Origin of the sequence: Streptomyces sp. NPDC015139, from assembly GCF_043079785.1 — a bacterium.
Classification (GTDB): domain Bacteria; phylum Actinomycetota; class Actinomycetes; order Streptomycetales; family Streptomycetaceae; genus Streptomyces; species Streptomyces albidocamelliae.
In genome coordinates, this window is the sequence record NZ_JBIBUW010000003.1 from 430640 (window position 1) to 452672 (window position 22033).

The window sequence follows — 22033 nt, forward strand, 5'->3', positions numbered from 1 at the left end:
TGACGGGACTTCACGATCATGAGCAACACGAACCCCCTCCTGGACGTCTCCGGGCTGACCAAGCACTTCCCGATCAAGGGCGGTTTCCCGATCCGCCGTACCGTCGGCGCCGTCCAGGCCGTCGACGGCCTGGACTTCCAGGTCGGCGAGGGCGAGAGCCTGGGCCTCGTCGGTGAGTCCGGCTGCGGCAAGTCGACCACCGGCCGGCTGATCACCCGGCTGATGGAGCCCACGGCGGGCAAGATCAGCTACCGCGGGCAGGACATCACGCACGCGGGCCGCAAGGACCTCGCGCCGATCCGGTCCGAGATCCAGATGATCTTCCAGGACCCGTACGCCTCGCTCAACCCGCGGCACACGGTCGGCAAGATCATCTCCGGTCCGATGGAGATCAACGACATCAACCCGGCCGGCGGCCGCGAGGCGCGGGTGCGCGAGCTGCTGGAGATCGTCGGTCTCAACCCCGAGCACTACAACCGCTTCCCGCACGAGTTCTCCGGTGGCCAGCGTCAGCGCATCGGTGTGGCCCGCGCGCTGGCCCTGGAGCCGAAGCTGATCGTCGCCGACGAGCCGGTCTCCGCGCTCGACGTGTCGATCCAGGCCCAGGTCGTCAACCTGCTCCAGAAGGTGCAGAACGAACTCGGCATCGCGTTCGTGTTCATCGCTCACGACCTCGCGATCGTGCGGCACTTCTCACAGCGCGTCGCGGTCATGTACCTGGGTAAGATCGTCGAGATAGCAGACCGCGAGGACCTGTACGACAACCCGCGCCACCCGTACACGCGGGCCCTGCTGTCCGCCGTGCCCGAGGCCACGGTGGACGAGGAGCCCCGTGAGCGCATCCGCCTGACCGGTGACGTGCCGTCGCCGATCAACCCGCCCTCCGGCTGCCGTTTCCGTACCCGCTGCTGGAAGGCGACGGAGAAGTGCGCGACCGAGGCACCGCCGCTGGTCCAGGTGGACGGCAACAAGCCGGGCCACCTGACGGCCTGCCACTACCCGGAGACGGCGGACCTCATCCCGGCGCAGCGCCTGTCCAAGGACCCCGAGGCGGCGGCCTGACACACCCCTTTTCGTCAGCCGCCCCCTTGCGGAACGGACCTTCTCGGCCCATTGACCCGAGCCCATGAAGTCCGATCCAGGGGATGAAGGCCCGCGTCCACCCCGGATGCGGGCCTTCGTCGTTCCTCCGCGCCGATCCCACCCCGCGGTCACGTGTCACCGACCCAAACTCCATACAGTCGTTCGGAGTTGAGAACCCCTCAAGAACTGGGCCGGAAACTGACGCGCCGTTCAGCATCGTGTGTCAGACTGCCGCGGTGGTAGATCACTCGTTCGCCGATCTCTCGCTCGCCGCACTGTACGACGGCCTCAATCCCTGGGGGCCGAGTGACGACTTCTACCTCGGTCTGGTGAGAGACGCCCGTTCCGTGCTGGACATCGGCTGTGGCACCGGGCGGCTGCTGCGGCAGGCCCGGTCCGAGGGGCACGGGGGCCGGCTGATGGGACTCGACCCGGCCGCCGCCATGCTCGTCCAGGCGCGCCGGGCCCGGCCCGACGTCGAGTGGGTGCTCGGGGACACGCGGGTACGGCGCTGGGAGGCGGACTTCGACCTCGTCGTGATGACCGGGCACGCCTTCCAGGCGCTGGTCCGCGACCAGGACATCCGGCACTGCCTCGGCGGCGTCCGCGCGGCCCTCGCGGACGACGGGAGGTTCGTGTTCGAGACCCGGAACCCGGCCGCCCGCGGCTGGGAGCGCTGGACTCCGGAGCGGGTGCACGACATCACCGCGGACGACGGCACACCGGTGCGGGTGTGGCACGAGGTGCAGGACGAGGACCCGGAGCGGGGCCTGGTGCGGTTCACGGAGACCTTCTCCGGCGACGACTGGCCGGCCCCCAGGGTCAGCCGCACCACCCTGCGTTTCCTGGACGCCCAGACCCTGGAGGGCTTCCTCACGGAGGCCGGCCTGGCGGTCGTCGAACAGTACGGCGACTGGAGCCGGGGCCCCCTCACCTCGACGGCCCCCGAGATCATCACAGTGGTCCGCCGGGCCTAGGGCCTGTCGTTTGGATCATGCCCGCGTCGCGGGGCCTAGAGAGCTCCGGCCACCGCTCCCGCCGCGGCCAGCAGTCCGGCGGTTCCGGGATGGGGGCCGGCGAGCGCCCAGTCCAGCGGGGCGCGGCCCGTTCCGCGATCCTCTCGCAGGCCCGGATCGGCTCCGTGCTCCAGCAGCGCGCGCACGGTCTCGGTGTGCCCCCAGCACGCGGCCGCGCACAGGGGCGTCCCGTCCATGCCGGGCCCGCCGCTCTCGGTGTCCGGGCACGCACCGGCCGCCAGGAGCAGGCGCACGATCTCGGCCTCCCCGGTGACGGACGCCAGGTAGAGGGGAGTCGCACCGTCCCGGTCGGCCCGCTCGGCATCCGCGCCGGATCGCAGCAGCGAGCGCACCCGGGCGGGGTCGCCCGTCAGGATCGCGCCGAACAGTCGCCGGGAGAGTTTCTTGCGCTGCCGTCGGTTCATGGGCGGCGAGACTAGCGGCCGGGCAGGAGAAGGGCCCGCGGATTTCCCAGTGCTGCTGATGGTCCGCCACTTTCGCGACATGGCAAGCAATTCGGTCACCGCACGCCGCCGAGGTTCCCCGCACCGAGCGTGATTGTGATCATGGACTTGGTCACTGGTTGTCCCCCGCGCGCCCCAGGTAGGTTTTCGGCATGCCCACCCGGTCGGCCGACCTCCGACAGTGCGGTGGAGCCAAGGGGGTGGCTGACGGCGGCAGCCGGGACGAGCACACGCGGCTCTCGACAGGCGCGTACCCCGGTGGCGTGGACGTCGACAGCTTGGAGCCCGAGCCTCCCCATGAACTGCCGTTCGTCCCGACCCCGCTTCCGGCTGCCCGTATGGCTGATCCCGGTGCCCTGGACCGTCGGTCTGGGTGTGTGGGGACTGTCCCGGCAGCACAGCGTGTGGCGGGACGAGGCCGCGACCTGGATGGCGGCCCAGCGGTCCCTGCCCGAACTCGAGCACCTGCTGGGGCAGGTCGACGCCGTGCACGGGCTGTACTACCTGCTGATGCACGGGCTGTTCAGCTGCTTCGGGCCGAGTATCACGGTCCTCAGGCTGCCCTCCGTACTGGCCATGGCCGTGGCCGCGTCCTGTGTCACGGCCGTCGGCCACCGACTGGCCGGTGCCGGCGCCGGTGTCGGCGCCGGGCTGGCGTTCGGGCTCCTTCCCGCCGTGCAGTTCTCCCTCCAGGACGGCCGCCCGTACGCGTTCGTGTGCGCGGGGGCGGCGATCTCGACGCTGCTCCTCGTCGGCGTGCTCCAGGGGCGCGCACGGACCGGGCACTGGGTGGCGTACGGCGGCACGGTGCTGGTGTGCGCGCTGCTGAACTGGCTGTCGCTGCTGATCCTGCCCGCCCATCTGGCGACCGTGGTGTGGACCGGGGCCGGGCGCGGGACCCGGACGCGCTGGACGGTCACCGCGTCCGCCGTGGTCGCGGGTGCGCTGCCGCTGGTCCTGTTCAGCCGGGGTCAGGCACACCAGGTGGCCTGGATACCGCCGCTGACCCGGCACACGCTGATCGGCCCGGCCGTCCTGCTGACGCTCGGCGGTCTCCTGGCCCTGCCGGGCCGGCCGCGGGCGGGCCGTCTGTCGGTGGCGGCCGTCGGACTGCCGCTGCTGGCACTGCCGTTGCTCGGCCTGCTCGGTGTGTCCCTGGTCCGGCCGCTGTATCAGGAGCGCTATGTCCTGTTCGCCATGCTGGGCCTGGCGCTGCTGATCGGAGGGGCCCTGGCGGCGGCGGTCCGGTCGGCGGCCCGCCGGCATCCGCGCGCCGCGCGCTGGCTCGTCCCGGTGGCGGTCGTGACGGCACTGGCGGCGCTGTCACCGCAGTTGCTGGCCAAGCGGTCCCCGGCCAGCCGCGTGGACGACGTCCTCGCGGTGGCCGGGGACGTCCGGAAGCTGAAGAGGACCGGGGACGCTGTCCTCTTCATCCCCGCGGACCGGCGCGACACCGCCGAGGTCTCCCCCGACGACTTCGCCGGGCTCCGGGACATCGCGCTCGTCAGGGGCCCCGTGGAAGCCGGGAACCTCAAGGGCGAGGAGGCCCCGCCGCACCGTATCCGGGCCGCGATGCTGACGCAGCGCCGCATCCTGCTGGTCACCGACGCACCGGAGGTGGCCCCGCCGGTGTCCGCCGAGCGGGACCGGGCGAAGACCGCCGTGCTGCGGCGGTACTTCACCGCGGTGGCGGAGGAGCGGGTCCGCGGCCGGCGGGTCACGTTGTACGCGCGTCGCCCGTGACCGCCTTCACGGCCACGGGCGGCGCCTCGCTACGCGTCCTCGGTGGGCGCCGCCTGCGAGGTCCCCTCCTCCAGTGCCGCCAGCGCCGGGTCCAGGACGATGTCCTCGTCGCGGGCCTCGATCGTCGGCTCCTCCGGGAAGTGGCAGGCCGTCAGGTGACCGGCACGGTTGCCGGCGATCTGCACCAGCGGCGGCTCGTCCGTGGCGCACTTGTCCTGCGCCTTCCAGCAGCGGGTGCGGAACCGGCAGCCGGAGGGCGGCGAGATGGGGGACGGCACGTCGCCGGCCAGCCGGATGCGCTCGCGTGCCGGCGCTCCGCCCACCTCCAGGCTCACCTCGGGGACGGCGGAGAGCAGGGCGTGGGTGTACGGGTGGCGCGGCCGGGTGTAGATGGAGTTGCGGTCACCCACCTCGATGATCTTGCCGAGGTACATGACGGCCACGCGCTGCGAGAAGTGCCGTACCACCGCCAGGTCGTGGGCGATGAAGAGGAACGCGATGCCGAGTTCGTTCTGCACCTTCTGGAGCAGGTTGACGACCTGGGCCTGGATCGACACGTCGAGCGCGGAGACCGGCTCGTCGGCGACGATCAGCTTCGGCTCCAGGGCCAGCGCGCGGGCCACACCGATGCGCTGACGCTGACCACCGGAGAACTCGTGCGGGAACCGGTTGTAGTGCTCGGGGTTGAGACCGACGATCTCCAGCAGCTCGCGGACCCGCGCCTCGCGGCCGCCGGCCGGGTTGATGTCGTTGATCTCCATCGGACCGGAGATGATCTTGCCGACCGTCTGCCGCGGGTTCAGCGACGAGTACGGGTCCTGGAAGATCATCTGGATCTCGGAGCGGATCGGCGCCAGTTGGCTGCGCGAGGCATGGCTGATGTCCCGGCCGCGGTAGCTGATCGAACCGCTGGTCGGCTCCATCAGCCGGGTGATCAGCCGGCCGGTGGTCGACTTGCCGCAGCCCGACTCGCCGACCAGGCCGAAGCTCTCGCCCGCGTGCACGGTCAGGTCGATGCCGTCCACGGCCTGCACCGCGCCGATCGTGCGGCGGATCGGGAAGCCGCCCTTCACCGGGAAGTGCTTGGTGAGCCCCGCGACCTTCAGCAGCGGCTCCCCGTCCGCGCCGGTGCTCTGCTCCCGCGGGACCGGGAGGACCAGGTCCTCTTTCATGACGGTGTCCTCCTATGACCTAGCCCAGTCGGGGCTTGATCTCCTCGATGAAGATGGTCCGCTTCTGGTCGGCGGTGAGGTGACAGGCCGACGCGCGGTCGGGGGCCAGCAGCGGGCGCTCCTTCACACAACGGCCCGAGCCCTCCACCCGCTCCTGGAAGGCGCAGCGGGGATGGAAGCGGCAGCCGGACGGCGGGGTGAGCAGCGAGGGCGGGGCGCCGGGGATCGGGGACAGCTGGGCGCCGAGGTCGGAGTCGAGGCGCGGCATCGAGTTCAGCAGGCCCCAGGTGTAGGGGTGCTGGGGCGCGCGCAGCACCTCGTCGGTCGTGCCCCGCTCCACCGCGCCGCCCGCGTACATCACCATGATGTCGTCGGCCATGTCGGCGATCACCCCCAGGTCGTGGGTGATGAAGACGATGCCCGAACCGAACTCCTGCTGGAGGTCCTTCAGCAGATCCAGGATCTGGGCCTGCACGGTCACGTCCAGCGCGGTCGTCGGCTCGTCCGCGATCAGCAGGTCCGGGTCGCACACCAGCGCCATCGCGATCATCGCGCGCTGACGCATACCGCCGGAGAACTGGTGCGGGTAGTCCTTCGCCCGCTCCCGGGGGTGGGGGATGCCGACCTTGCCGAGCATCTCCACGGCCCGCTCCCAGGCCTGCTTCTTCGAGGCCCCGGTGTGCTTCATGTACGGCTCGGCGATCTGCCGGCCCACGGTGTAGTACGGGGAGAGCGCGGTGAGCGGGTCCTGGAAGATCATGGCGACCTTGTTGCCGCGCAGCTTCTCCAGATCCGACTCGCGCGCCGTGGTCAGCTCCCGCCCGTCCAGCAGGATCTCGCCCTCGACCGTGGTGAACATGGGGTTGTGCAGGCCGAGGATGGTCAGGTTCGTCACCGACTTGCCCGAGCCGGACTCGCCCACGATGCCGAGGGTGCGGCCGCGCTCCAGGTCGAAGGAGAGCCCGTCCACGGCCCGTACGATGCCGTCCTCGGTCTTGAAGCTCACGTGCAGGTCCCGCACCGAGAGCAAGGGCCCGGTGCCGGCCGGGGTCGGAGCACCGGCTTCCTTGGTCAAAGTGGTCACGACAGTGCTCCTAGGCCAGCCGCACGCGCGGGTCGATGAAGGCGTACGCGGCGTCGACGATGATGTTGAACAGCAGGATCATGCTGGCGGAGAACAGCATCACGCCGAGCAGCAGCGGCAGGTCGCTGAAGAACACGGACTGGACCGCGAGCTGTCCGAGGCCCGGCAGGCTGAACGTGAACTCGGTGATGATCGCGCCGCCGAGCAGGGCGCCGAGGTCGATGCCGAAGATGGTGACGATCGGGATCAGCGAACCGCGCCAGGCGTAGCGGAAGAAGACGTACCGCCGGGACATGCCCTTCGCGCGGGCGGTGCGGACGTGTTCCTCCTGGAGCTGTTCGATCATCGAGGAGCGCGACATACGGGTGTACTGCGCCGCGAAGATCGTGGAGAGGACCACCCAGGGAATGATCAGACCCGAGAACCAGGCCACGGTGTCCTGGGTGAACTCGTTGTAGGCCGGCTTGTCGAACCAGTGCGTCTGGTAGACGAGGATCGCCAGGGCCAGCGGGCCGAGGAAGTAGATCTGCAGGGAACTGATGACCATGGCACCCGCGGTGGCCGTCTTGTCGATCATGGTGCCGCGCCGCCAGGCGGCGAGCAGGCCGGTACCGAGACCGACGACAAGGAAGCACACGGCCGCACCCAGGGTGAGCGAGACGGTGGTGGGCAGGCGGTCCATCAGCGTGCCCCAGACCTGCTCGTTGGTGTGGTACGAGTAGCCGAAGCACGGTGCCGGGCACGGGCCCTGGGCGAACTGGTCGCTGCCCAGGACGAGATTGTGCAGGAAGATCCCGTACTGCTCGGGGATGGACTTGTCCAGGCCGAGCACGTGGTGGATGTTCGCGATGCTGTCCGGATTGCAGGTCTTGCCGCACATCAACAGCGCCGGGTCCCGGGGCACCCCGAAGAACAGCACGAACGTGACGATGCTCAGCAGGAACAGAATGACGACGGCACCGATGATCCGGCGGACGAGGAAGCGCAGCATGACAGGGCAGCTCTCAGACGTCGGCGGTCCGGGCGGTACCCGGCGCACCCCCTGTGCGGGAGCGCGCCGGGTACCGGACGGGGACGGTTACTTGATGTAGAGGCGACGCGGGTCGATACCGCCGAGCACGTCGTCGTAGACGAGCCCGCCGACCTTCGAGCCGGCGATCTGGGTCTGCTTGTAGTACGCGGTCGGGACGACGTTCACGACGTCCTTGACGAGGTACTGGTCGAGCTTCTCCCACTCGGCGGCGGACTTGACCGGGTCGGTGATCTGGTTGATCCGGTCGATCTCGCTGTTGACCTTGGGGTCGTTGACCTGCGAGTAGTTCTGCGCGCCGTCGGCGATCACGCGGCCGTCGTACAGCGGCGGGATCACGGTCGAGGAGGACGGCCAGTCGGCGCCCCACGCGGTGTGGAAGATGTCGTAGTTGTTGTTCAGCTTGGAGACCTGGTCGTAGTAGGTCTCGGCCGGGATCTCCTGGCGCTGGACGTTGAAGCCGGCCTTCTTCAGGCCCGCCGCCATGGCGGTGGAGTACTGCTGGCCCTCGGGGGTGTTGATGTAGCCGAAGGTCAGCTTCATGTTGAGCTTGCCGGCCTTCTTCAGCAGCTCCTTGGCCTTGGCCGGGTCACCGGCGGGCTTCTTCTTCTTGCCCCACGGGTCGAACGCCGCGTCGTAGCCGGAGACGGTCGGGGAGATCAGGCCGCCCGCGACCTCCATGGCGTCGGTGCCGCCGTAGGCGCGGACGAACGGGGTGATCGGCAGGGCGTAGGCGATCGCCTCGCGGATCGTCTTGTCCTTCATGGCCGGGTGGCTCATGTTGATGTTCATCTGGCCCACGTACGGCTGGTAGCCGGAGACCGTGCGCGACTTCATCTTCGTGTCACGCAGCACCTGGGACAGGTTGCCCGCGTCGACCTGGTTGTTGAAGCTGACGCCGGCCTGGTCCGCGCCGCTGTCGGCGAGCAGGGCCTTGGTGGACGTCTCGTACTGCTGGTTGAACGTGATGTTGAACTGGTCCACGTACTGGTGGCGGATCGGGTCCGTCTTCGGGTCCCAGTTGGTGTTCTTGACCAGCACCATCGACTTGCCGGACTTGAACGACTGGATCTTGTACGGGCCGGTCACCACCGGTGCCTTGTCGTACTTGACCTTGGTGTCGCCCTTCTCCGAGACGACCGCGTAGCCCGCCATCGCCATGGCGTAGGGCAGGTCGGGGTGCGGCGTCTTGAAGTGGAAGATGATCGTCTTGTCGTCCGGCGTCTCCAGGACGGAGCTCGGCAGGTGCTTGCCCTTGTACGGGCCGTCCTTGAGGAGCTTGCGGTACTCGGTGCCCGGCTTGTCGGCCAGCCACTGCTGGAGGTAGGTCGGGCCCTGGTTGACGAACGACGCGAAGAGCCGCTCGACGCTGTGCCGGACGTCCTTGGACGTGATCGGGGACCCGTCCTGGAACTTGATGCCGTCCTTCAGCGTGTACTTCCAGGTCTTGCCGCCGTCGGTGGTGGTGCCGGAGTCGGTGGCGAGGTCACCGACCACCTCGTGCTTGCTGCCGTCGTTGCTCGTGGCCTTGTAACCGGTCAGGCCGCGGTGCAGCAGCGAGGCGAGCGAACCCTCGTCGGAGACGTAGATCTGCGCCGGGTCGAGGTGGGCGTAGCTGTCTCGCTGCAGCACCTCCATCGTGCCGCCGGTCTTGGCGCCGGGCACGTCCGCGGCCGGGCCCGTGGAGGCCGCCGCGTCGCCGAACTTGATGGACGCCTGCTGACGCTGGGCGTTCTCCTTGTCCTTCTTGCCGTCGGTGCCGCCGTCGCTGCCGCCCTTGCTGCAACCGGTGAGCACAAGAGCTCCGGCCGCGAGCACGGAGAGTGCGCCGTATGCGTGGCGTCCGCCCCTACTCATCACGAAGATTCCCACCCATCTGTGTGTCACCAGTGCGTTCTGTGTGTCACCAGTGCGAAAGAGAACTGCTGGAAGTGCAGTGAGATGCAACGGAACTGACGTTCCGTGCGGTGGCCGTGCTTGGGTCAGCGCGCGGTCTTGGGATCGAATGCGTCTCTGACCGAGTCCCCGAGCAGGTTGAACGCGACGACGAAAATGATCATCGAGATGCCGGGGAAGAACATGTAGGTGATGTCGTTCTGCATCACCAGTTCGGTGGACGCCTTGGAGAACATCTGTCCCCAGTCGGGCGTCGGTTCGACGATGCCCACGCCCAGGTAGGACAGGCCGGCCTCGGCCGTCACGAATCCGGGCAGCAGGTACGTCGACTGCACCAGGAGCGGGGTGACGATGTTCGGCAGGATCTCCTTGCGGATGATCCGCCACGGCTTGGCCCCGCTGACCTTGGCCGCTTCGATGAACTCCCGTTCACGCAGGGCCAGCGCGGTACCGCGCAGGATGCGGCCGAGTCCCATCCAGCCCAGGAACCACTGGACCAGGATGAGCGCGATCACCCGGACGTACGTGGGCGTCTCGTCACGGGGGCTGACGAACAGGGAGACCACGACGGGCATGCTCGCGATGAAGAACAGCTGCGCGGGGAACGCCAGCAGGAAGTCGATGACGCGGCCGAGGAAGTAGTCGGTCTTGCCACCGATGTAGCCGGCGGTGACACCGAGCAGGATGCCGGTCACGACGACCGCGACGGTCACGGCGACCGAGATCATCAACGAGGTGCGGATGCCGAAGATCAGCTTGGTGAAGACGTCGTAGCCGTTGCCGGGTTCGAGGCCGAACCAGAACTCGCCGCTGATACCGCCGTTGGGCTGGATGGGCACGCCGGCGCTGTCGAACAGTTCCGGACGCTCGTCGGCGTAGACCGTGTACGGGTCCTTGCCGTAGAGCTTGGAGATCAGCGGGGCGAGCAGGCCGATCAGGAAGAAGAAGCCCACGACGTAGGCCGAGATCACGCCGGTGCGGTCGCGCTTGAAGCGCATCCACATCAGCTGGCCGGGAGACCGGCCTTCGAGCTTGACGGCCTCGCTCTTCGTCTCCGGCCCTGGTTCGCCGTCGACGACGACCGAAGTTCCGCCGCCCTCAATGTCGATAGGACTTGTCACGGTTCGTCCGTTTCACAGATATGAGTGTGAGAGGTGCCCGGGTACTCCGAGAACGCGCGAATCCGCAGTCGGACGCGCGTAGTTCTACAGCCGAATCACACTGCTGGAAGTGACGAACTGGCCCACTTGGTGTTTGTGACACCGCGCATGGGGGTTCCTCCTCATGACTTCACGTGTTCACCAACAGGAGAGGGTTGACGTCTTCCCTCCGACACCCCTGACGGAGGGTCAGACACCCCCTGGTGCTCGTGAGTCACCGCGCTGTCCCCACAGCACGAGACCCATTGACCCGAGCGCTACGCGGCTAACTATCTGCCATGAGCCAGGTGGCGACCACCGTCTTTAAATCTCAATTCAGTCACAGCTGGCGTGTAGAACTTCCAAAAACTGGACAAACTGTTCGCGGCGAGAAGGCCGCGAAACGGACGTGTTACATGGCTATCGGTCGAGGATCTCCGCAATGCGGACACCGGATCCCGTCTCGTGGATCACCGGCCGCCGGAAAACGGGTTGCAAAAAGCCCGGGTCCCCCCATCCTTGGGGGAACCCGGGCTCAATTGCCGTCGGGTCAGCCGTGCTTGGCGCGGCTCGCGGCGCGGGCGCGCTCGCGGGCGTCCAGGTTCACCTTGCGGATGCGAACGGCCTCCGGGGTCACCTCGACGCACTCGTCGTCGCGGCAGAACTCCAGCGACTGCTCCAGGGAGAGCTTGCGCGGCGGGACGATGGCCTCGAACGAGTCGGCCGACGAGGACCGCATGTTCGTGAGCTTCTTCTCCTTGGTGATGTTCACGTCCATGTCGTCGGAGCGCGAGTTCTCACCGACGATCATGCCCTCGTACACCTCGGTGCCCGGCTCCGTGAAGAGCACGCCGCGCTCCTGAAGGTTCGTCATCGCGAACGCGGTGACGGCGCCGGAGCGGTCGGCGACGAGAGAACCGTTGTTACGGGTCTGCAGGGTGCCGAACCACGGCTCGAAGCCCTCGTGGATGGAGTGGCCGATGCCGGTGCCGCGGGTCTGGGTCAGGAACTCCGTCCGGAAGCCGATCAGACCGCGCGAGGGCACCACGAACTCCATGCGCACCCAGCCGGAGCCGTGGTTGGACATGTTGTCCATCCGGCCCTTGCGGACACCCATGAGCTGGGTGACGGCACCCATGTGCTCCTCGGGCACGTCGATCGTCATGCGCTCGACCGGCTCGTACGTCTTGCCGTCGACGTCCTTGGTGACGACCTGCGGCTTGCCGATGGTCAGCTCGAAGCCCTCGCGGCGCATCTGCTCGACCAGGATGGCGAGCGCCAGCTCACCACGGCCCTGCACCTCCCAGGCGTCCGGACGATCGGTGTCCAGGACGCGCAGCGAGACGTTACCGATCAGCTCACGGTCCAGGCGGTCCTTGACCTGGCGGGCGGTGACCTTGCGGTCCTTGACCGCCGCCTTCGCGTCGGCGCCCTTGCCGGTGCCGCCGCGGCCGACCAGCGGGGAGGTGTTGGTGCCGATGACCATGGAGATGGCCGGCTCGTCCACCGTGATCAGCGGGAGCGCGATCGGGTTCTCGGTGTCGGCGAGGGTCTCGCCGATCATGATCTCCGGGATGCCGGCGACGGCGCAGATGTCACCCGGCCCGGCCTTCTCGGCGGGCTTGCGGGTGAGCGCCTCGGTCATCATCAGCTCGGTGATGCGGACGTTGCCGATGGAGCCGTCGCGCTTGATCCAGGCGACCGTCTGGCCCTTGCGCAGCTCGCCCTGCTCGACGCGGAGCAGCGCGATACGGCCGAGGAAGTTGTCGGCGTCGAGGTTGGTGACGTGGGCCTGCAGCGGCGCGTCCTCCTCGTACGTCGGGGCCGGGATGTGCTCCAGGATCGTGGAGAAGAACGGCTCCAGGCTGTCGCTGTCGGCCGGGACCGTGCCGTCGGCCGGCTTGGTCAGCGAGGCGACGCCGTCACGGCCGCAGGCGTAGACGATCGGGAACTCGATCTGGTCCTCGTCCGCGTCCAGGTCCAGGAACAGGTCGTAGGTCTCGTTGACGACCTCGTCGATCCGGGAGTCCGGGCGGTCCGTCTTGTTGATGCACAGGATGACGGGCAGGCGCTGCTGGAGGGCCTTGCGGAGCACGAAGCGGGTCTGCGGCAGCGGGCCCTCGGAGGCGTCCACCAGCAGCACGACACCGTCGACCATCGACAGACCGCGCTCGACCTCGCCGCCGAAGTCGGCGTGGCCGGGGGTGTCGATGATGTTGATCGTGATCGGGTCCCCGCCGTCCTTCGGGTGGTACTTGACCGCCGTGTTCTTGGCGAGGATCGTGATGCCCTTCTCACGCTCCAGGTCGTTCGAGTCCATCATGCGGTCGTCGACGCCTTCGAGCTGGTGGGCGGCGAAGGCGCCGGCCTGCTTCAGCATGCCGTCGACGATGGTCGTCTTGCCGTGGTCGACGTGGGCGACGATGGCGACATTGCGGATGTCGTGGCGCGTGGCCATATTGCGACGTACTCCCGGGGTGTGAGGAAGGCCCTCTGCGTACGTCCGTGTGACGCGGGCCCTGCCGGGCTTGACATGCCACGGCCTCACCCCATGTTACGTGGCCCTGAGGGGGTCGGCTTCCTCAGGGCCTCAGGGGCCTCAGCTCGCGGACGGCGCCGGGGCGACCTTGGCGCCCTTCTTCAGGTAGCCCATGTCCTCGTAGACGGGTGTCTGGAAACCGAACGCCCCGGCGTTGACCAGCGTCTTCCGTGCGCCCACGAGCTGCGGCCGCTGGTAGAGCGGGATGGAGCCCGCCGCCGCCCAGATGCGCGCGTCGGCCTTGCGGATCAGCGACCGCTCCTCGTCCTCGTCGAGGGTCGCCACCGCCTCGTCGAAGAGCTGGTTCACCTGGTCGGTGCCGACCCTCGTGTAGTTCTGCTCGACGTTCACCGACCCGTCGGCCGCCGCCACCGGCTTGGCGTAGATGGGGCGGGCGTCGGTCGCGGGGAAGGCGGAGGCCGGCCACGAGTACAGGGCCAGGTCGAAGTCGCCGGAGGCGATGTGGTCCTTGAAGTAGCTCTCGTCCGGGACCCTGCTGATCTCCGTGCGGATGCCGAGCCGCTCCAGCATGGCGGAGATCCGTCCGGCGACCGTGTTCAGGCTCTCCGAGCCGGGACCGGAGGGCAGGACGAAGCGGAGCAGCAGCGGCTTGCCGTCCTTGGCGAGCGGCGCGGCCGGCGCGGCGGCCGGGGCGGCCGTGCCCTTGGGGGCGTAGGCGCCGGGCGCGCCGCCGTGCTTGCCCTCCTGGGCGAGGTGCCGGCCGTTCTCCTCGCCCTGCTCGTGCGTGCCCTCGGCGGACTCGTGGTGCTTGCCCTTGCCGTCGGGGCCGTCGTCATGGCCCTTGTCGTCCTCGCCGACGATGTACTCGCCGTCCTCGCCGCCGTCGGACTCCTCGCCCTTCTGCTTCTTCTTCTCGGGGCCGGCGGCCTTCTCGGCCTTCTTCGGCTCCGTGACCGGGCCGCCGGGCACCCAGCCGGCGTCGGCGAGCAGCGCCTGCGCCTCCTTGGCGTCCTGGCCGCCGATCGCGCCGCTGTTGTCGGCGTAGGCGGGCTGCCCGGAGAGGGCGAGGTGGCTGCCGACCGGGACGGCGGGCAGCCCGAGGGGCGTGAGGACCAGCTTGGCGAGCTCGTCGCGGTTCAGGGCGCGGGCGACGGCCCGGCGGACCCGGTCGTCGAGGAGGGGGCCGGTGGAGCCGTTCAGGGCGAGCTGGGTGTAGGCCGGCTCCAGGGACTTGCGGACCTCGAACCCGGCCAGCGCCTGCTGCTCCTCCAGGTACTCGGCGATGGACTTGCGCAGCTTCTTCTTGCCCGCCTTCACCTCGTCGGAGTCGAGGCCGTGGGCGAGCGCCCAGGCGCGCAGCTTCTTCACGGAGGTCTTCCCGCTGCCCTGGAGGGGGGTCCCGGTGCCCTTCTCACGGCCGGCGAGCCCGATCCGCTGGGCCTCGACCGAGTCGACCTCGGCGAGGTCCACGCTGCCGTCGGCGAGGGCCACGGCCCGCTGGTCGCGGGGCACGGCGTGCAGCACGATCTCGTTCAGCTTGGCGGGCTTGCCCCACCAGCGGGCGTTGCGGGTGAGGACCACGTCCTTCTTGGCGGTGTCGACCTTCGCCACCTTGAAGGGGCCGGCGGTGACCTGGAGCTTGCGGCGGGCGCCGTCGTTGAAGGCGTCCGGGGTGCCCATGACGTTCTTCGGGTACAGCGGGGAGAACAGCGACCTCCAGTCCGCGTAGGGCTTGGAGAAGGTGACCTGGACCTGGAGGTCGTTGGCGCCGCGCTCGATCTTCTCGATGCGGTCGTAGCCGGCGTTGCGGGCGGTCCAGTAGGCGCTGTTCTTCCCCGACAGGGCGCGCCACTGGGCGACGAAGTCGGCGGCGCCGATCTCCCGGCCGTCGCTCCAGACGGCCTGCTGGTTCAGTTTGTACTGCACGACCTGGCGCGGCTCGGTCTCGATCACCTTGGCCGACTCCAGGTAGGCGGGATTCGCCACCGGGCGGCCGTTCGCGTCCAGCCGGAACATCGAGGGGAGCACGGCCTGGGCGACGCGCGCGGTGCCCGCGTCGGCGTCGGCCTGGAAGGTGTTCAGTGTCTCCGGTACGGCGTCGACGGCCCACTTCAGAGTGCCGCCGTCGGCGACCTTGTCGCGGGCGACGAGCGCGATGTCCTGCGGCGCGGCGGGGGAGGTGGCCTCGTCGTCGGAGCCGCAGCCGGCGAGGAGCGGCACCGCGAGCGCGCCCGCGGTGAGGAAGACGACCGAGCGCTTGACCGCGCGCGGGCCGACGCCGTCGTGGGACATCTCTGCTACCTCCATGAAGCCGCGGGCTTTATGCTCGCTTTTGTCGGTATATGGAGCTGATCACTATTGGCGGTATATGGAGCTGATCAGATCTATGCGGCCACTGAAGAGGAAAGGATCCGGCCACTGCGGGCGACACGGCGACGACGGGCGGTAACCCCACCCGTGCGGCGCAACACACCGGCAGATGCATCCGTACGCCTCCGCCAATCGCTGCACATGCCTTCACACCGGCGTGTGCGGCGCGCAACACTCCAAGGCGCATGAACGTTGCCGCCCAGGGTCCGCCGGACCCACGGAAGTGAGGGCAAGTCATGTCCGTGCACGACGACATCACCTCGGTCCAGCGTTCTCTCGACGATCTGTACCGGTCGCTGGGACGGCTGGAGAACCACCTCGGCAGCGGCGGCCTGGAAATGCGCCGCGTCCGACTGGACGCCGACCATCTGCGGGAGAGCGTGGCGCTGCTGCGGGAGGCCGCCGCCTCCCCGGACGCGGCCCGCCGCCCCGACCTCGTCACCATCTCCGACACGCCCTACGACATCAGCCTGTGGACGGACTCGGACGACGAGGGCCTCGGCGCCCGCGACCGCCGCGCCCCCTGACACCCCCGAACCGACCGGAGTCCCCCTTTGGCTACTGGTACGGAACCCCAACAGAACAGCGGCGGCGTACATACCCGTACGCGCGCCGCGATCGCCGCGAGGCATCTGCGGACCGACCGCTGGTGGCTGGCGCCCGCCGTCACCGCGGCCGGTCTGTTCGCCTTCGTCGTCTACTCGACCTGGCGGGCCTTCGCGAACGCCGACTACTACGCGGCCCCGTACGTCTCGCCGTTCTACTCGCCGTGCCTGGCGGAGAACTGCCAGACGATGCACGCCGGGCCGAACGCCGACCTCTTCGGGAGCTGGTGGGGCATCTCGCCCGCGATCATCATCCTGATCTTCCCGCTCGGCTTCCGCCTGACCTGCTACTACTACCGCAAGGCGTACTACCGCAGCTTCTGGGCGTCCCCGCCCGCCTGCGCGGTGGCCGAGCCGCACCGGAAGTACACCGGTGAGACCCGCTTCCCGCTGATCCTGCAGAACGTCCACCGGTACTTCTTCTACGCCGCCCTGCTGGTCGCCTGCGTGCTGACCTACGACACGGTGCTGGCCTTCCGGGACCCGCAGTACCGCTGGGGCCACATGGGCCTCGGCACCCTCGTGTTCCTGGCCAACATCGTGCTGATCTGGGCGTACACCATCTCCTGCCACTCCTGCCGGCACATCGTCGGCGGCAAGCTCAAGCACTTCTCCCGGCATCCCGTGCGCTACAAGGCGTGGCAGTTCGTGGGCAGGCTCAACGCCCGGCACATGCAGCTGGCGTGGGCCTCGCTGCTGAGCGTGGCGCTCGCGGACTTCTACGTCTACCTGGTCGCGTCCGGGGTCTTCGACGATCCGCGCTTCTTCTAGAGATTCCAGTGAGGGACTGACTGATGTCCGTGGTGGACCGGCAGGAGTGGGACGTCGTCGTGGTCGGTGCCGGGGGCGCCGGACTGCGGGCCGCGATCGAGGCGCGCGAGCGGGGCGCCCGTACGGCGGTGATCTGCAAGTCCCTGTTCGGCAAGGCGCACACGGTGATGGCCGAGGGCGGTATCGCGGCGGCCATGGCCAACGCCAACGAGCACGACAACTGGCAGGTCCACTTCCGCGACACCATGCGCGGGGGCAAGTTCCTCAACCAGTGGCGGATGGCCGAGCTGCACGCGCAGGAGGCCCCGGACCGGGTGTGGGAGCTGGAGACCTGGGGCGCGCTGTTCGACCGTACGAAGGACGGCCGGATCTCCCAGCGCAACTTCGGCGGCCACGAGTACCCCCGCCTCGCGCACGTCGGCGACCGCACCGGCCTGGAGCTGATCCGCACCCTCCAGCAGAAGATCGTCGCCCTCCAGCAGGAGGACCACCGGGAGACGGGCGACCACGAGTCCCGGCTGAAGGTCTTCCAGGAGTGCACGGTCACCAGGATCCTCAAGGACGGGGACCGCGTCTGCGGTGTCTTCGCCTACGACCGCGAGACCGGCCGCTTCTTCGTCCTGGAGGCCCCCGCCGTGGTCGTCTCGACCGGCGGCATCGGCAAGTCCTTCAAGGTCACGTCGAACTCGTGGGAGTACACCGGGGACGGGCACGCCCTCGCCCTGCTCGCGGGCGCGCCGCTGCTGAACATGGAGTTCGTGCAGTTCCACCCGACGGGCATGGTCTGGCCGCCGTCGGTGAAGGGCATCCTCGTCACCGAGTCGGTGCGCGGCGACGGCGGGGTGCTGCGGAACTCCGAGGGCAAGCGGTTCATGTTCGACTACGTCCCGGACGTCTTCAAGGAGAAGTACGCCGAGTCGGAGGAGGAGGGCGACCGGTGGTACGAGGACCCGGACCACAACCGCCGGCCGCCCGAACTGCTCCCCCGCGACGAGGTGGCCCGCGCGATCAACGCCGAGGTGAAGGCGGGCCGGGGCTCGCCGCACGGCGGTGTCTTCCTCGACGTCTCCACCCGCATGCCCGCCGAGGTCATCCGGCGCCGGCTGCCGTCCATGTACCACCAGTTCAAGGAGCTGGCGGACGTCGACATCACGGCGGAGGCGATGGAGGTCGGGCCGACCTGCCACTACGTGATGGGCGGCATCGCCGTCGACTCGGACACGGCGGCCGCGCGCGGGGTGCCGGGGCTGTTCGCGGCCGGTGAGGTGGCCGGCGGTATGCACGGCTCCAACCGGCTCGGCGGGAACTCGCTCTCCGACCTGCTGGTCTTCGGCCGACGGGCGGGCTGGCACGCGGCCGAGTACGCCCAGGGGCTCGCCGGGGGGCGCCCGCCGGTGGACGACGCCCAGGTCAACACGGCCGCCGCGGAGGCCCTGCGGCCCTTCTCCGCGGAGACCGAGGGCGAGGCGGGACCGCCGGAGAACCCGTACACCCTCCACCAGGAACTCCAGCAGACCATGAACGACCTGGTCGGCATCATCCGCCGCGAGGGCGAGATGGAGCAGGCCCTGCACCGGCTCGCCGAGCTCCGCGTACGGGCGCGCCGGGCCGGGGTGGAGGGGCACCGCCAGTTCAATCCCGGCTGGCACCTCGCCCTGGACCTCAGGAACATGCTGCTCGTCAGCGAGTGCGTGGCGCGTGCCGCGCTGGAGCGCACCGAGTCGCGCGGCGGCCACACCCGCGAGGACCACCCGACGATGGACCGTGCGTGGCGCAACGTGAACCTGCTCTGCGCCCTCGCCGACCCCACCGGCGGCCTCGCGGCGACCGACCCCGCCCGCGGCCAGATCCGCCTGACCCGTGAGACCACCGAACCCGTCCGCCCCGACCTGCTCGCCCTCTTCGAGAAGGAGGAGCTGGTCAAGTACCTCGCCGAAGAGGAGCTGTACGAGTGAGCAGCTACGAGGCCCGTTTCCAGGTGTGGCGGGGTGATGAGCGGGGCGGCGGCCTGGCGGACTTCACCGTCGAGGTCAACGACGGTGAGGTGGTCCTCGACATCGTCCACCGCCTCCAGGCCACCCAGGCGCCCGATCTCGCGGTCCGCTGGAACTGCAAGGCGGGCAAGTGCGGTTCGTGCTCGGCGGAGATCAACGGCCGCCCCCGGCTGCTGTGCATGACCCGTATGTCGGTGTTCGACCGCGCGGAGACGATCACCATCACTCCGCTGCGCGCCTTCCCGGTGATCCGGGACCTGGTGACGGACGTCGGCTTCAACTACCAGAAGGCCCGGGAGGTCCCGGCGTTCGTACCGCCCGCCGGCGTGGGTCCCGGCGAGTACCGCATGATGCAGGAGGACGTGGACCGCTCGCAGGAGTTCCGCAAGTGCATCGAGTGCTTCCTGTGCCAGGACACCTGCCACGTGGTGCGTGACCACGAGGAGAACAAGACGGCGTTCGCCGGTCCGCGCTTCCTGATGCGGGTCGCGGAACTGGACATGCACCCGCTGGACTCGGCCGCGGAGGCGGGCCTGGACCGCAAGCGGACGGCCCAGGACGAGCACGGTCTCGGCTACTGCAACATCACCAAGTGCTGCACGGAGGTCTGCCCCGAGGGCATCAAGATCACGGACAACGCGCTGATCCCCCTGAAGGAGCGGGCCGTCGACCGCAAGTACGACCCGCTGGTGTGGCTCGGCTCGAAGATCGGACGGCGGTCTTCGTAGCCTCGCGGCCGGGGCGCTGGGCCAGCATCTGGAGGCCCAGCCCGGCCATGAGGGCGAGCCAGCCGAGCCGGGGCAGCGGCCCGTACGCCCCGGCGAGCGGGCCGAGGAAGACGAAGAACGTCCCTCCGGCCGCACTCAGCAGCGCGCCGTAGCCCCAGAGTTTCGGGCGCACCACCCGGCTCCGGCCCCACGGCACGACCCAGCCGGCCGTGACGGCCGCGATGCCGGCCCCGGCGAGGAGCGCCATGGCCACCGCGGCGGCCACCACCACGTACATGTGCATGACCGTCAGGGTCTCACCAGGGCCAGGGCCCGCGCCAGGTTGTGGTCCGCTATGCCCCGCATGAATTCCGGGTCGGGGAAGTCCCCGTCGAGCAGCCGCAGCGGGCCGGCGACCAGGTTCAGGTGCATCGCCAGCCGGTACAGGCGCAGCCGGTCCGGGTCCAGACCGGGGGCGCGCAGGCCGTCGTAGTGGGGGCCGAAGCGGAAGCTCAGGAAGACGTGCTCCCACTCGGCGTCGAAGTACATCAGCCCCTCGATGTCGATCAGGGCGGGATGCCCGCCGGCGTCCAGCAGGACGTGGTCGGGGCCCAGTTCGCCGTGGACGAGGCTGTGCGCGGCGCGGGGGCGCACCTCGGCGGCGAGCGCCCGCACGCTCTCCTCCAGCCGTGCGCGGTGGGCGGCTGCCCGCGGTTCGCGTACGGCGGTCTCGGCGATGTCGGACAGCGCGCGGCCGGCGACCAGCCGCGCGCAGGAGCCGCCGTACGAGGAGACCCCGCCGTCGGCGACGGCGACCTTGCCGAACCTGTCGGAGCGGCACTCGCGCAGGGAACCGAGGGCCTCGGCGAGTTCGCCCAGGGCCGGCCGGGCCGTACCCGGGTCCCGCCGCAGGGCCTCCTCCAGGCTGCCGCCGGGCAGGTCCTCGACGACGGCGGCGCCCGCCTCCCGGTCCACGTGCAGCAGGCGGGCGGTACGGACACCGGCGGCGGTGAGCCGGTCGTGCGAGGCGGTGAACAGATCGAGGCCGGAGGCGTGCGAGAAGGGATCGCGGGGGTCGGCGTCGGGCTGCTCCCAGTAGTCCTCGTCCGGGGCCCAGACGTAGGCGATCGCGGTCGTGCCGTCGTCCGCCAGGAGACGGTAGGCGCCCTTCTTGGACCCGCCGCGCAGCCGGGTGACGGCCGTCAGGGTGCGGTGGGCGCCGAGGGCGGCCCGGGCGAGGGGTGCGAGGTCGGCGGCCGTGCGGTGCCGCCGGGCGGGTGTCATGCGGCCCAGTCCTTCCGGTAGGCCCGCCAGTCCGCCTCCGTCGCCGCGAAGTCGACGTACAGGGCGACGCCGAAGCGGGCGCGGTCCGCGTCGGTCCGGGACAGGCCCAGCCGCACGCCCCGCACGGCCGCCGGGACGGTCTCGGCGTGGGCCCAGTGGCCGAACCGGTTCTCGTGGTAGAAGGGCAGGCCCATCAGGAGGTCCGTGGAGTCGGGGGTGACCTCCAGGGCGAGGCTGGTCTGCTGGGCCACGTACCCGCCGTAGAGGCTCTCCAGCGGCTGCATGGTGTCGTACGACATGACGGCGATCTGGTCCACCCGGCGGGCCACCTGCCCGAAGTAGGCCTGCGACCACCACTTGGGGTGGCCGGTGGTCGTGCCCCAGAAGGAGTGGAAGGCCGGCAGCGGGTCGATCTGGTGGGCGGCCACGGACAGCAGGGCGTGGTGGGCGTGGGTGAGGGCGCGCAGGTCGTCGAGGAGGTCGAGGTAGTCCCGGTCGCCCGAGTGGAGCGGCTCCAGGTCGAAGTGGGCGCCCTCGAACCCGGCGTCCAGGACGCGGCGGGTGGAGGCGACGATCGCGGCCCGGGTGGAGGCGCGCTCCAGACGCAGCCCGTCGGGGCTCTCGGTGGCCAGCTTGTCACCGAGCCAGGCCTGCACCCGGACCCCGGGCAGTTCCCGGTGGACGGCCGAGATCAGCCAACGCGCCCGCGTGTACGCGGACTCGGGCAGGGTTCCGTCGTGCTCCAGCGGACCGGAGTGGACGTACAGGTCCCGGATCCCGGTGCCCCGCAGCCGTCCGGCCAGCGCCTCGACGTCCTGGTCCGTCTTGCGGCCGTCCACCCACGCGTGGCCCAGCCAGAGGGCGTCCCGGTGGCGCGTGCGGGTCCCGGCGGCCGGGTCACCCGTGTAGTTGACGCGCAGGGCGGTCTCGGCGGTGAGGAGGGGGACGAGAAGGAGGGCGAGCACGAGGAGGGCGTAGCGGCGCGACCGCCGGAGCCCGCGCCCGGCGGGTTTGCGCGGCGCACCGGCGCCGACGGGTTCGGTCGTGTCGCCGTCCGGCCGGGCCGCGTCCCCCTGCGGCTGTTCGGCTTCCGGCTGGTTCGTCCGTTCGGTGTCCATCCCGCCCCCCTGTCCGCCTCGTCCCCCACCCGTGTCCATCCCGCTCGCGAAGCTGTC

At 69.8% G+C, this 22033-nt stretch carries 17 protein-coding genes; 7 read left to right on the top strand and 10 right to left on the bottom strand.

Going from position 1 to position 22033, the window contains the following annotated elements:
• The first annotated feature begins 18 nt into the window (after nt 1-18).
• Both ACF08B_RS10695 and ACF08B_RS10700 read left to right on the top strand, forming a co-directional pair.
• On the top strand, nt 19-1062 hold the full coding sequence (locus tag ACF08B_RS10695; RefSeq protein WP_392317006.1) for an ABC transporter ATP-binding protein: 1044 nt from the start codon (nt 19-21) through the stop codon (nt 1060-1062).
• A 257-nt stretch (nt 1063-1319) separates the two neighbouring features.
• Entirely contained in the window at nt 1320-2060 is a 741-nt protein-coding gene (locus ACF08B_RS10700; RefSeq protein WP_392317007.1) for a class I SAM-dependent methyltransferase, read from the top strand.
• A 35-nt stretch (nt 2061-2095) separates the two neighbouring features.
• On the opposite strand, the gene ACF08B_RS10705 is transcribed toward ACF08B_RS10700, so the two are convergent.
• On the bottom strand, nt 2096-2524 hold the full coding sequence (locus ACF08B_RS10705) for an ankyrin repeat domain-containing protein (protein ID WP_392317008.1): 429 nt from the start codon (nt 2522-2524) through the stop codon (nt 2096-2098).
• A 336-nt stretch (nt 2525-2860) separates the two neighbouring features.
• Between ACF08B_RS10705 and ACF08B_RS10710 the strand changes: the two genes are divergently transcribed.
• A complete protein-coding gene (locus tag ACF08B_RS10710) occupies nt 2861-4306 on the top strand; it encodes a hypothetical protein (RefSeq protein ID WP_392317009.1) in 1446 nt (481 codons plus the stop codon).
• 29 nt (nt 4307-4335) lie between these two features.
• Here the strand turns inward: ACF08B_RS10710 and ACF08B_RS10715 are convergent, their stop codons facing one another.
• From ACF08B_RS10715 to ACF08B_RS10745, 7 genes are all read right to left on the bottom strand, one after another.
• Nucleotides 4336-5478: an ABC transporter ATP-binding protein gene (locus ACF08B_RS10715; RefSeq protein ID WP_392317010.1), complete on the bottom strand. Its 1143-nt coding sequence runs from the start codon at nt 5476-5478 to the stop codon at nt 4336-4338.
• 19 nt (nt 5479-5497) lie between these two features.
• Entirely contained in the window at nt 5498-6562 is a 1065-nt protein-coding gene (locus ACF08B_RS10720; protein WP_392317011.1) for an ABC transporter ATP-binding protein, read from the bottom strand.
• Nucleotides 6563-6572: 10 nt separating this feature from the next.
• Nucleotides 6573-7553, bottom strand: coding sequence for an ABC transporter permease (locus ACF08B_RS10725; RefSeq protein ID WP_392317012.1), 981 nt, complete (start codon nt 7551-7553; stop codon nt 6573-6575).
• A gap of 87 nt (nt 7554-7640) precedes the next feature.
• Complete coding sequence (locus ACF08B_RS10730) at nt 7641-9449, bottom strand: ABC transporter substrate-binding protein (RefSeq protein WP_392317013.1); 1809 nt, start codon at nt 9447-9449, stop codon at nt 7641-7643.
• Nucleotides 9450-9574: 125 nt separating this feature from the next.
• Entirely contained in the window at nt 9575-10609 is a 1035-nt protein-coding gene (locus ACF08B_RS10735) for an ABC transporter permease (RefSeq protein WP_392317014.1), read from the bottom strand.
• A gap of 568 nt (nt 10610-11177) precedes the next feature.
• Entirely contained in the window at nt 11178-13085 is a 1908-nt protein-coding gene (gene typA / locus ACF08B_RS10740) for a translational GTPase TypA (RefSeq protein ID WP_392317015.1), read from the bottom strand.
• Between the two features lie 141 nt (nt 13086-13226).
• Nucleotides 13227-15419: an ABC transporter family substrate-binding protein gene (locus ACF08B_RS10745; protein WP_392317016.1), complete on the bottom strand. Its 2193-nt coding sequence runs from the start codon at nt 15417-15419 to the stop codon at nt 13227-13229.
• A gap of 314 nt (nt 15420-15733) precedes the next feature.
• Between ACF08B_RS10745 and ACF08B_RS10750 the strand changes: the two genes are divergently transcribed.
• The 4 genes from ACF08B_RS10750 to ACF08B_RS10765 are packed head-to-tail and all read left to right on the top strand — an operon-like array spanning nt 15734 to nt 19595.
• The gene (locus tag ACF08B_RS10750; protein WP_073889206.1) at nt 15734-16024 is read left to right on the top strand and encodes a hypothetical protein; all 291 of its coding nucleotides are present in this window, start codon (nt 15734-15736) and stop codon (nt 16022-16024) included.
• A gap of 27 nt (nt 16025-16051) precedes the next feature.
• A complete protein-coding gene (locus tag ACF08B_RS10755; RefSeq protein ID WP_392317017.1) occupies nt 16052-16873 on the top strand; it encodes a hypothetical protein in 822 nt (273 codons plus the stop codon).
• Nucleotides 16874-16896: 23 nt separating this feature from the next.
• The gene (locus tag ACF08B_RS10760) at nt 16897-18828 is read left to right on the top strand and encodes a fumarate reductase/succinate dehydrogenase flavoprotein subunit (RefSeq protein ID WP_392317018.1); all 1932 of its coding nucleotides are present in this window, start codon (nt 16897-16899) and stop codon (nt 18826-18828) included.
• Complete coding sequence (locus tag ACF08B_RS10765) at nt 18825-19595, top strand: succinate dehydrogenase/fumarate reductase iron-sulfur subunit (RefSeq protein ID WP_392317019.1); 771 nt, start codon at nt 18825-18827, stop codon at nt 19593-19595. The genes ACF08B_RS10760 and ACF08B_RS10765 overlap by 4 nt, the downstream gene beginning before the upstream one ends.
• 288 nt (nt 19596-19883) lie before the next feature.
• Here the strand turns inward: ACF08B_RS10765 and ACF08B_RS10770 are convergent, their stop codons facing one another.
• Complete coding sequence (locus tag ACF08B_RS10770) at nt 19884-20858, bottom strand: phosphotransferase (protein ID WP_392317020.1); 975 nt, start codon at nt 20856-20858, stop codon at nt 19884-19886.
• Nucleotides 20855-21976: a hypothetical protein gene (locus tag ACF08B_RS10775; protein WP_392317021.1), complete on the bottom strand. Its 1122-nt coding sequence runs from the start codon at nt 21974-21976 to the stop codon at nt 20855-20857. Before ACF08B_RS10775 ends, ACF08B_RS10770 begins: the two co-directional genes overlap by 4 nt.
• Nucleotides 21977-22033 lie beyond the last annotated feature (57 nt).

What these genes read in the sequence shown, in the direction of transcription:
- ACF08B_RS10710 (WP_392317009.1), top strand. Translation starts at nt 2,861, where the DNA reads ATGAACTGCCGTTCGTCCCGACCCCGCTTCCGGCTGCCCGTATGGCTG.
- ACF08B_RS10695 (WP_392317006.1), top strand. Translation starts at nt 19, where the DNA reads ATGAGCAACACGAACCCCCTCCTGGACGTCTCCGGGCTGACCAAGCAC.
- typA (WP_392317015.1), bottom strand. Translation starts at nt 13,085, where the DNA reads ATGGCCACGCGCCACGACATCCGCAATGTCGCCATCGTCGCCCACGTC.
- ACF08B_RS10730 (WP_392317013.1), bottom strand. Translation starts at nt 9,449, where the DNA reads ATGAGTAGGGGCGGACGCCACGCATACGGCGCACTCTCCGTGCTCGCG.
- ACF08B_RS10750 (WP_073889206.1), top strand. Translation starts at nt 15,734, where the DNA reads ATGTCCGTGCACGACGACATCACCTCGGTCCAGCGTTCTCTCGACGAT.
- ACF08B_RS10775 (WP_392317021.1), bottom strand. Translation starts at nt 21,976, where the DNA reads ATGGACACCGAACGGACGAACCAGCCGGAAGCCGAACAGCCGCAGGGG.
- ACF08B_RS10715 (WP_392317010.1), bottom strand. Translation starts at nt 5,478, where the DNA reads ATGAAAGAGGACCTGGTCCTCCCGGTCCCGCGGGAGCAGAGCACCGGC.
- ACF08B_RS10760 (WP_392317018.1), top strand. Translation starts at nt 16,897, where the DNA reads ATGTCCGTGGTGGACCGGCAGGAGTGGGACGTCGTCGTGGTCGGTGCC.
- ACF08B_RS10770 (WP_392317020.1), bottom strand. Translation starts at nt 20,858, where the DNA reads ATGACACCCGCCCGGCGGCACCGCACGGCCGCCGACCTCGCACCCCTC.
- ACF08B_RS10705 (WP_392317008.1), bottom strand. Translation starts at nt 2,524, where the DNA reads ATGAACCGACGGCAGCGCAAGAAACTCTCCCGGCGACTGTTCGGCGCG.
- ACF08B_RS10725 (WP_392317012.1), bottom strand. Translation starts at nt 7,553, where the DNA reads ATGCTGCGCTTCCTCGTCCGCCGGATCATCGGTGCCGTCGTCATTCTG.
- ACF08B_RS10745 (WP_392317016.1), bottom strand. Translation starts at nt 15,419, where the DNA reads ATGTCCCACGACGGCGTCGGCCCGCGCGCGGTCAAGCGCTCGGTCGTC.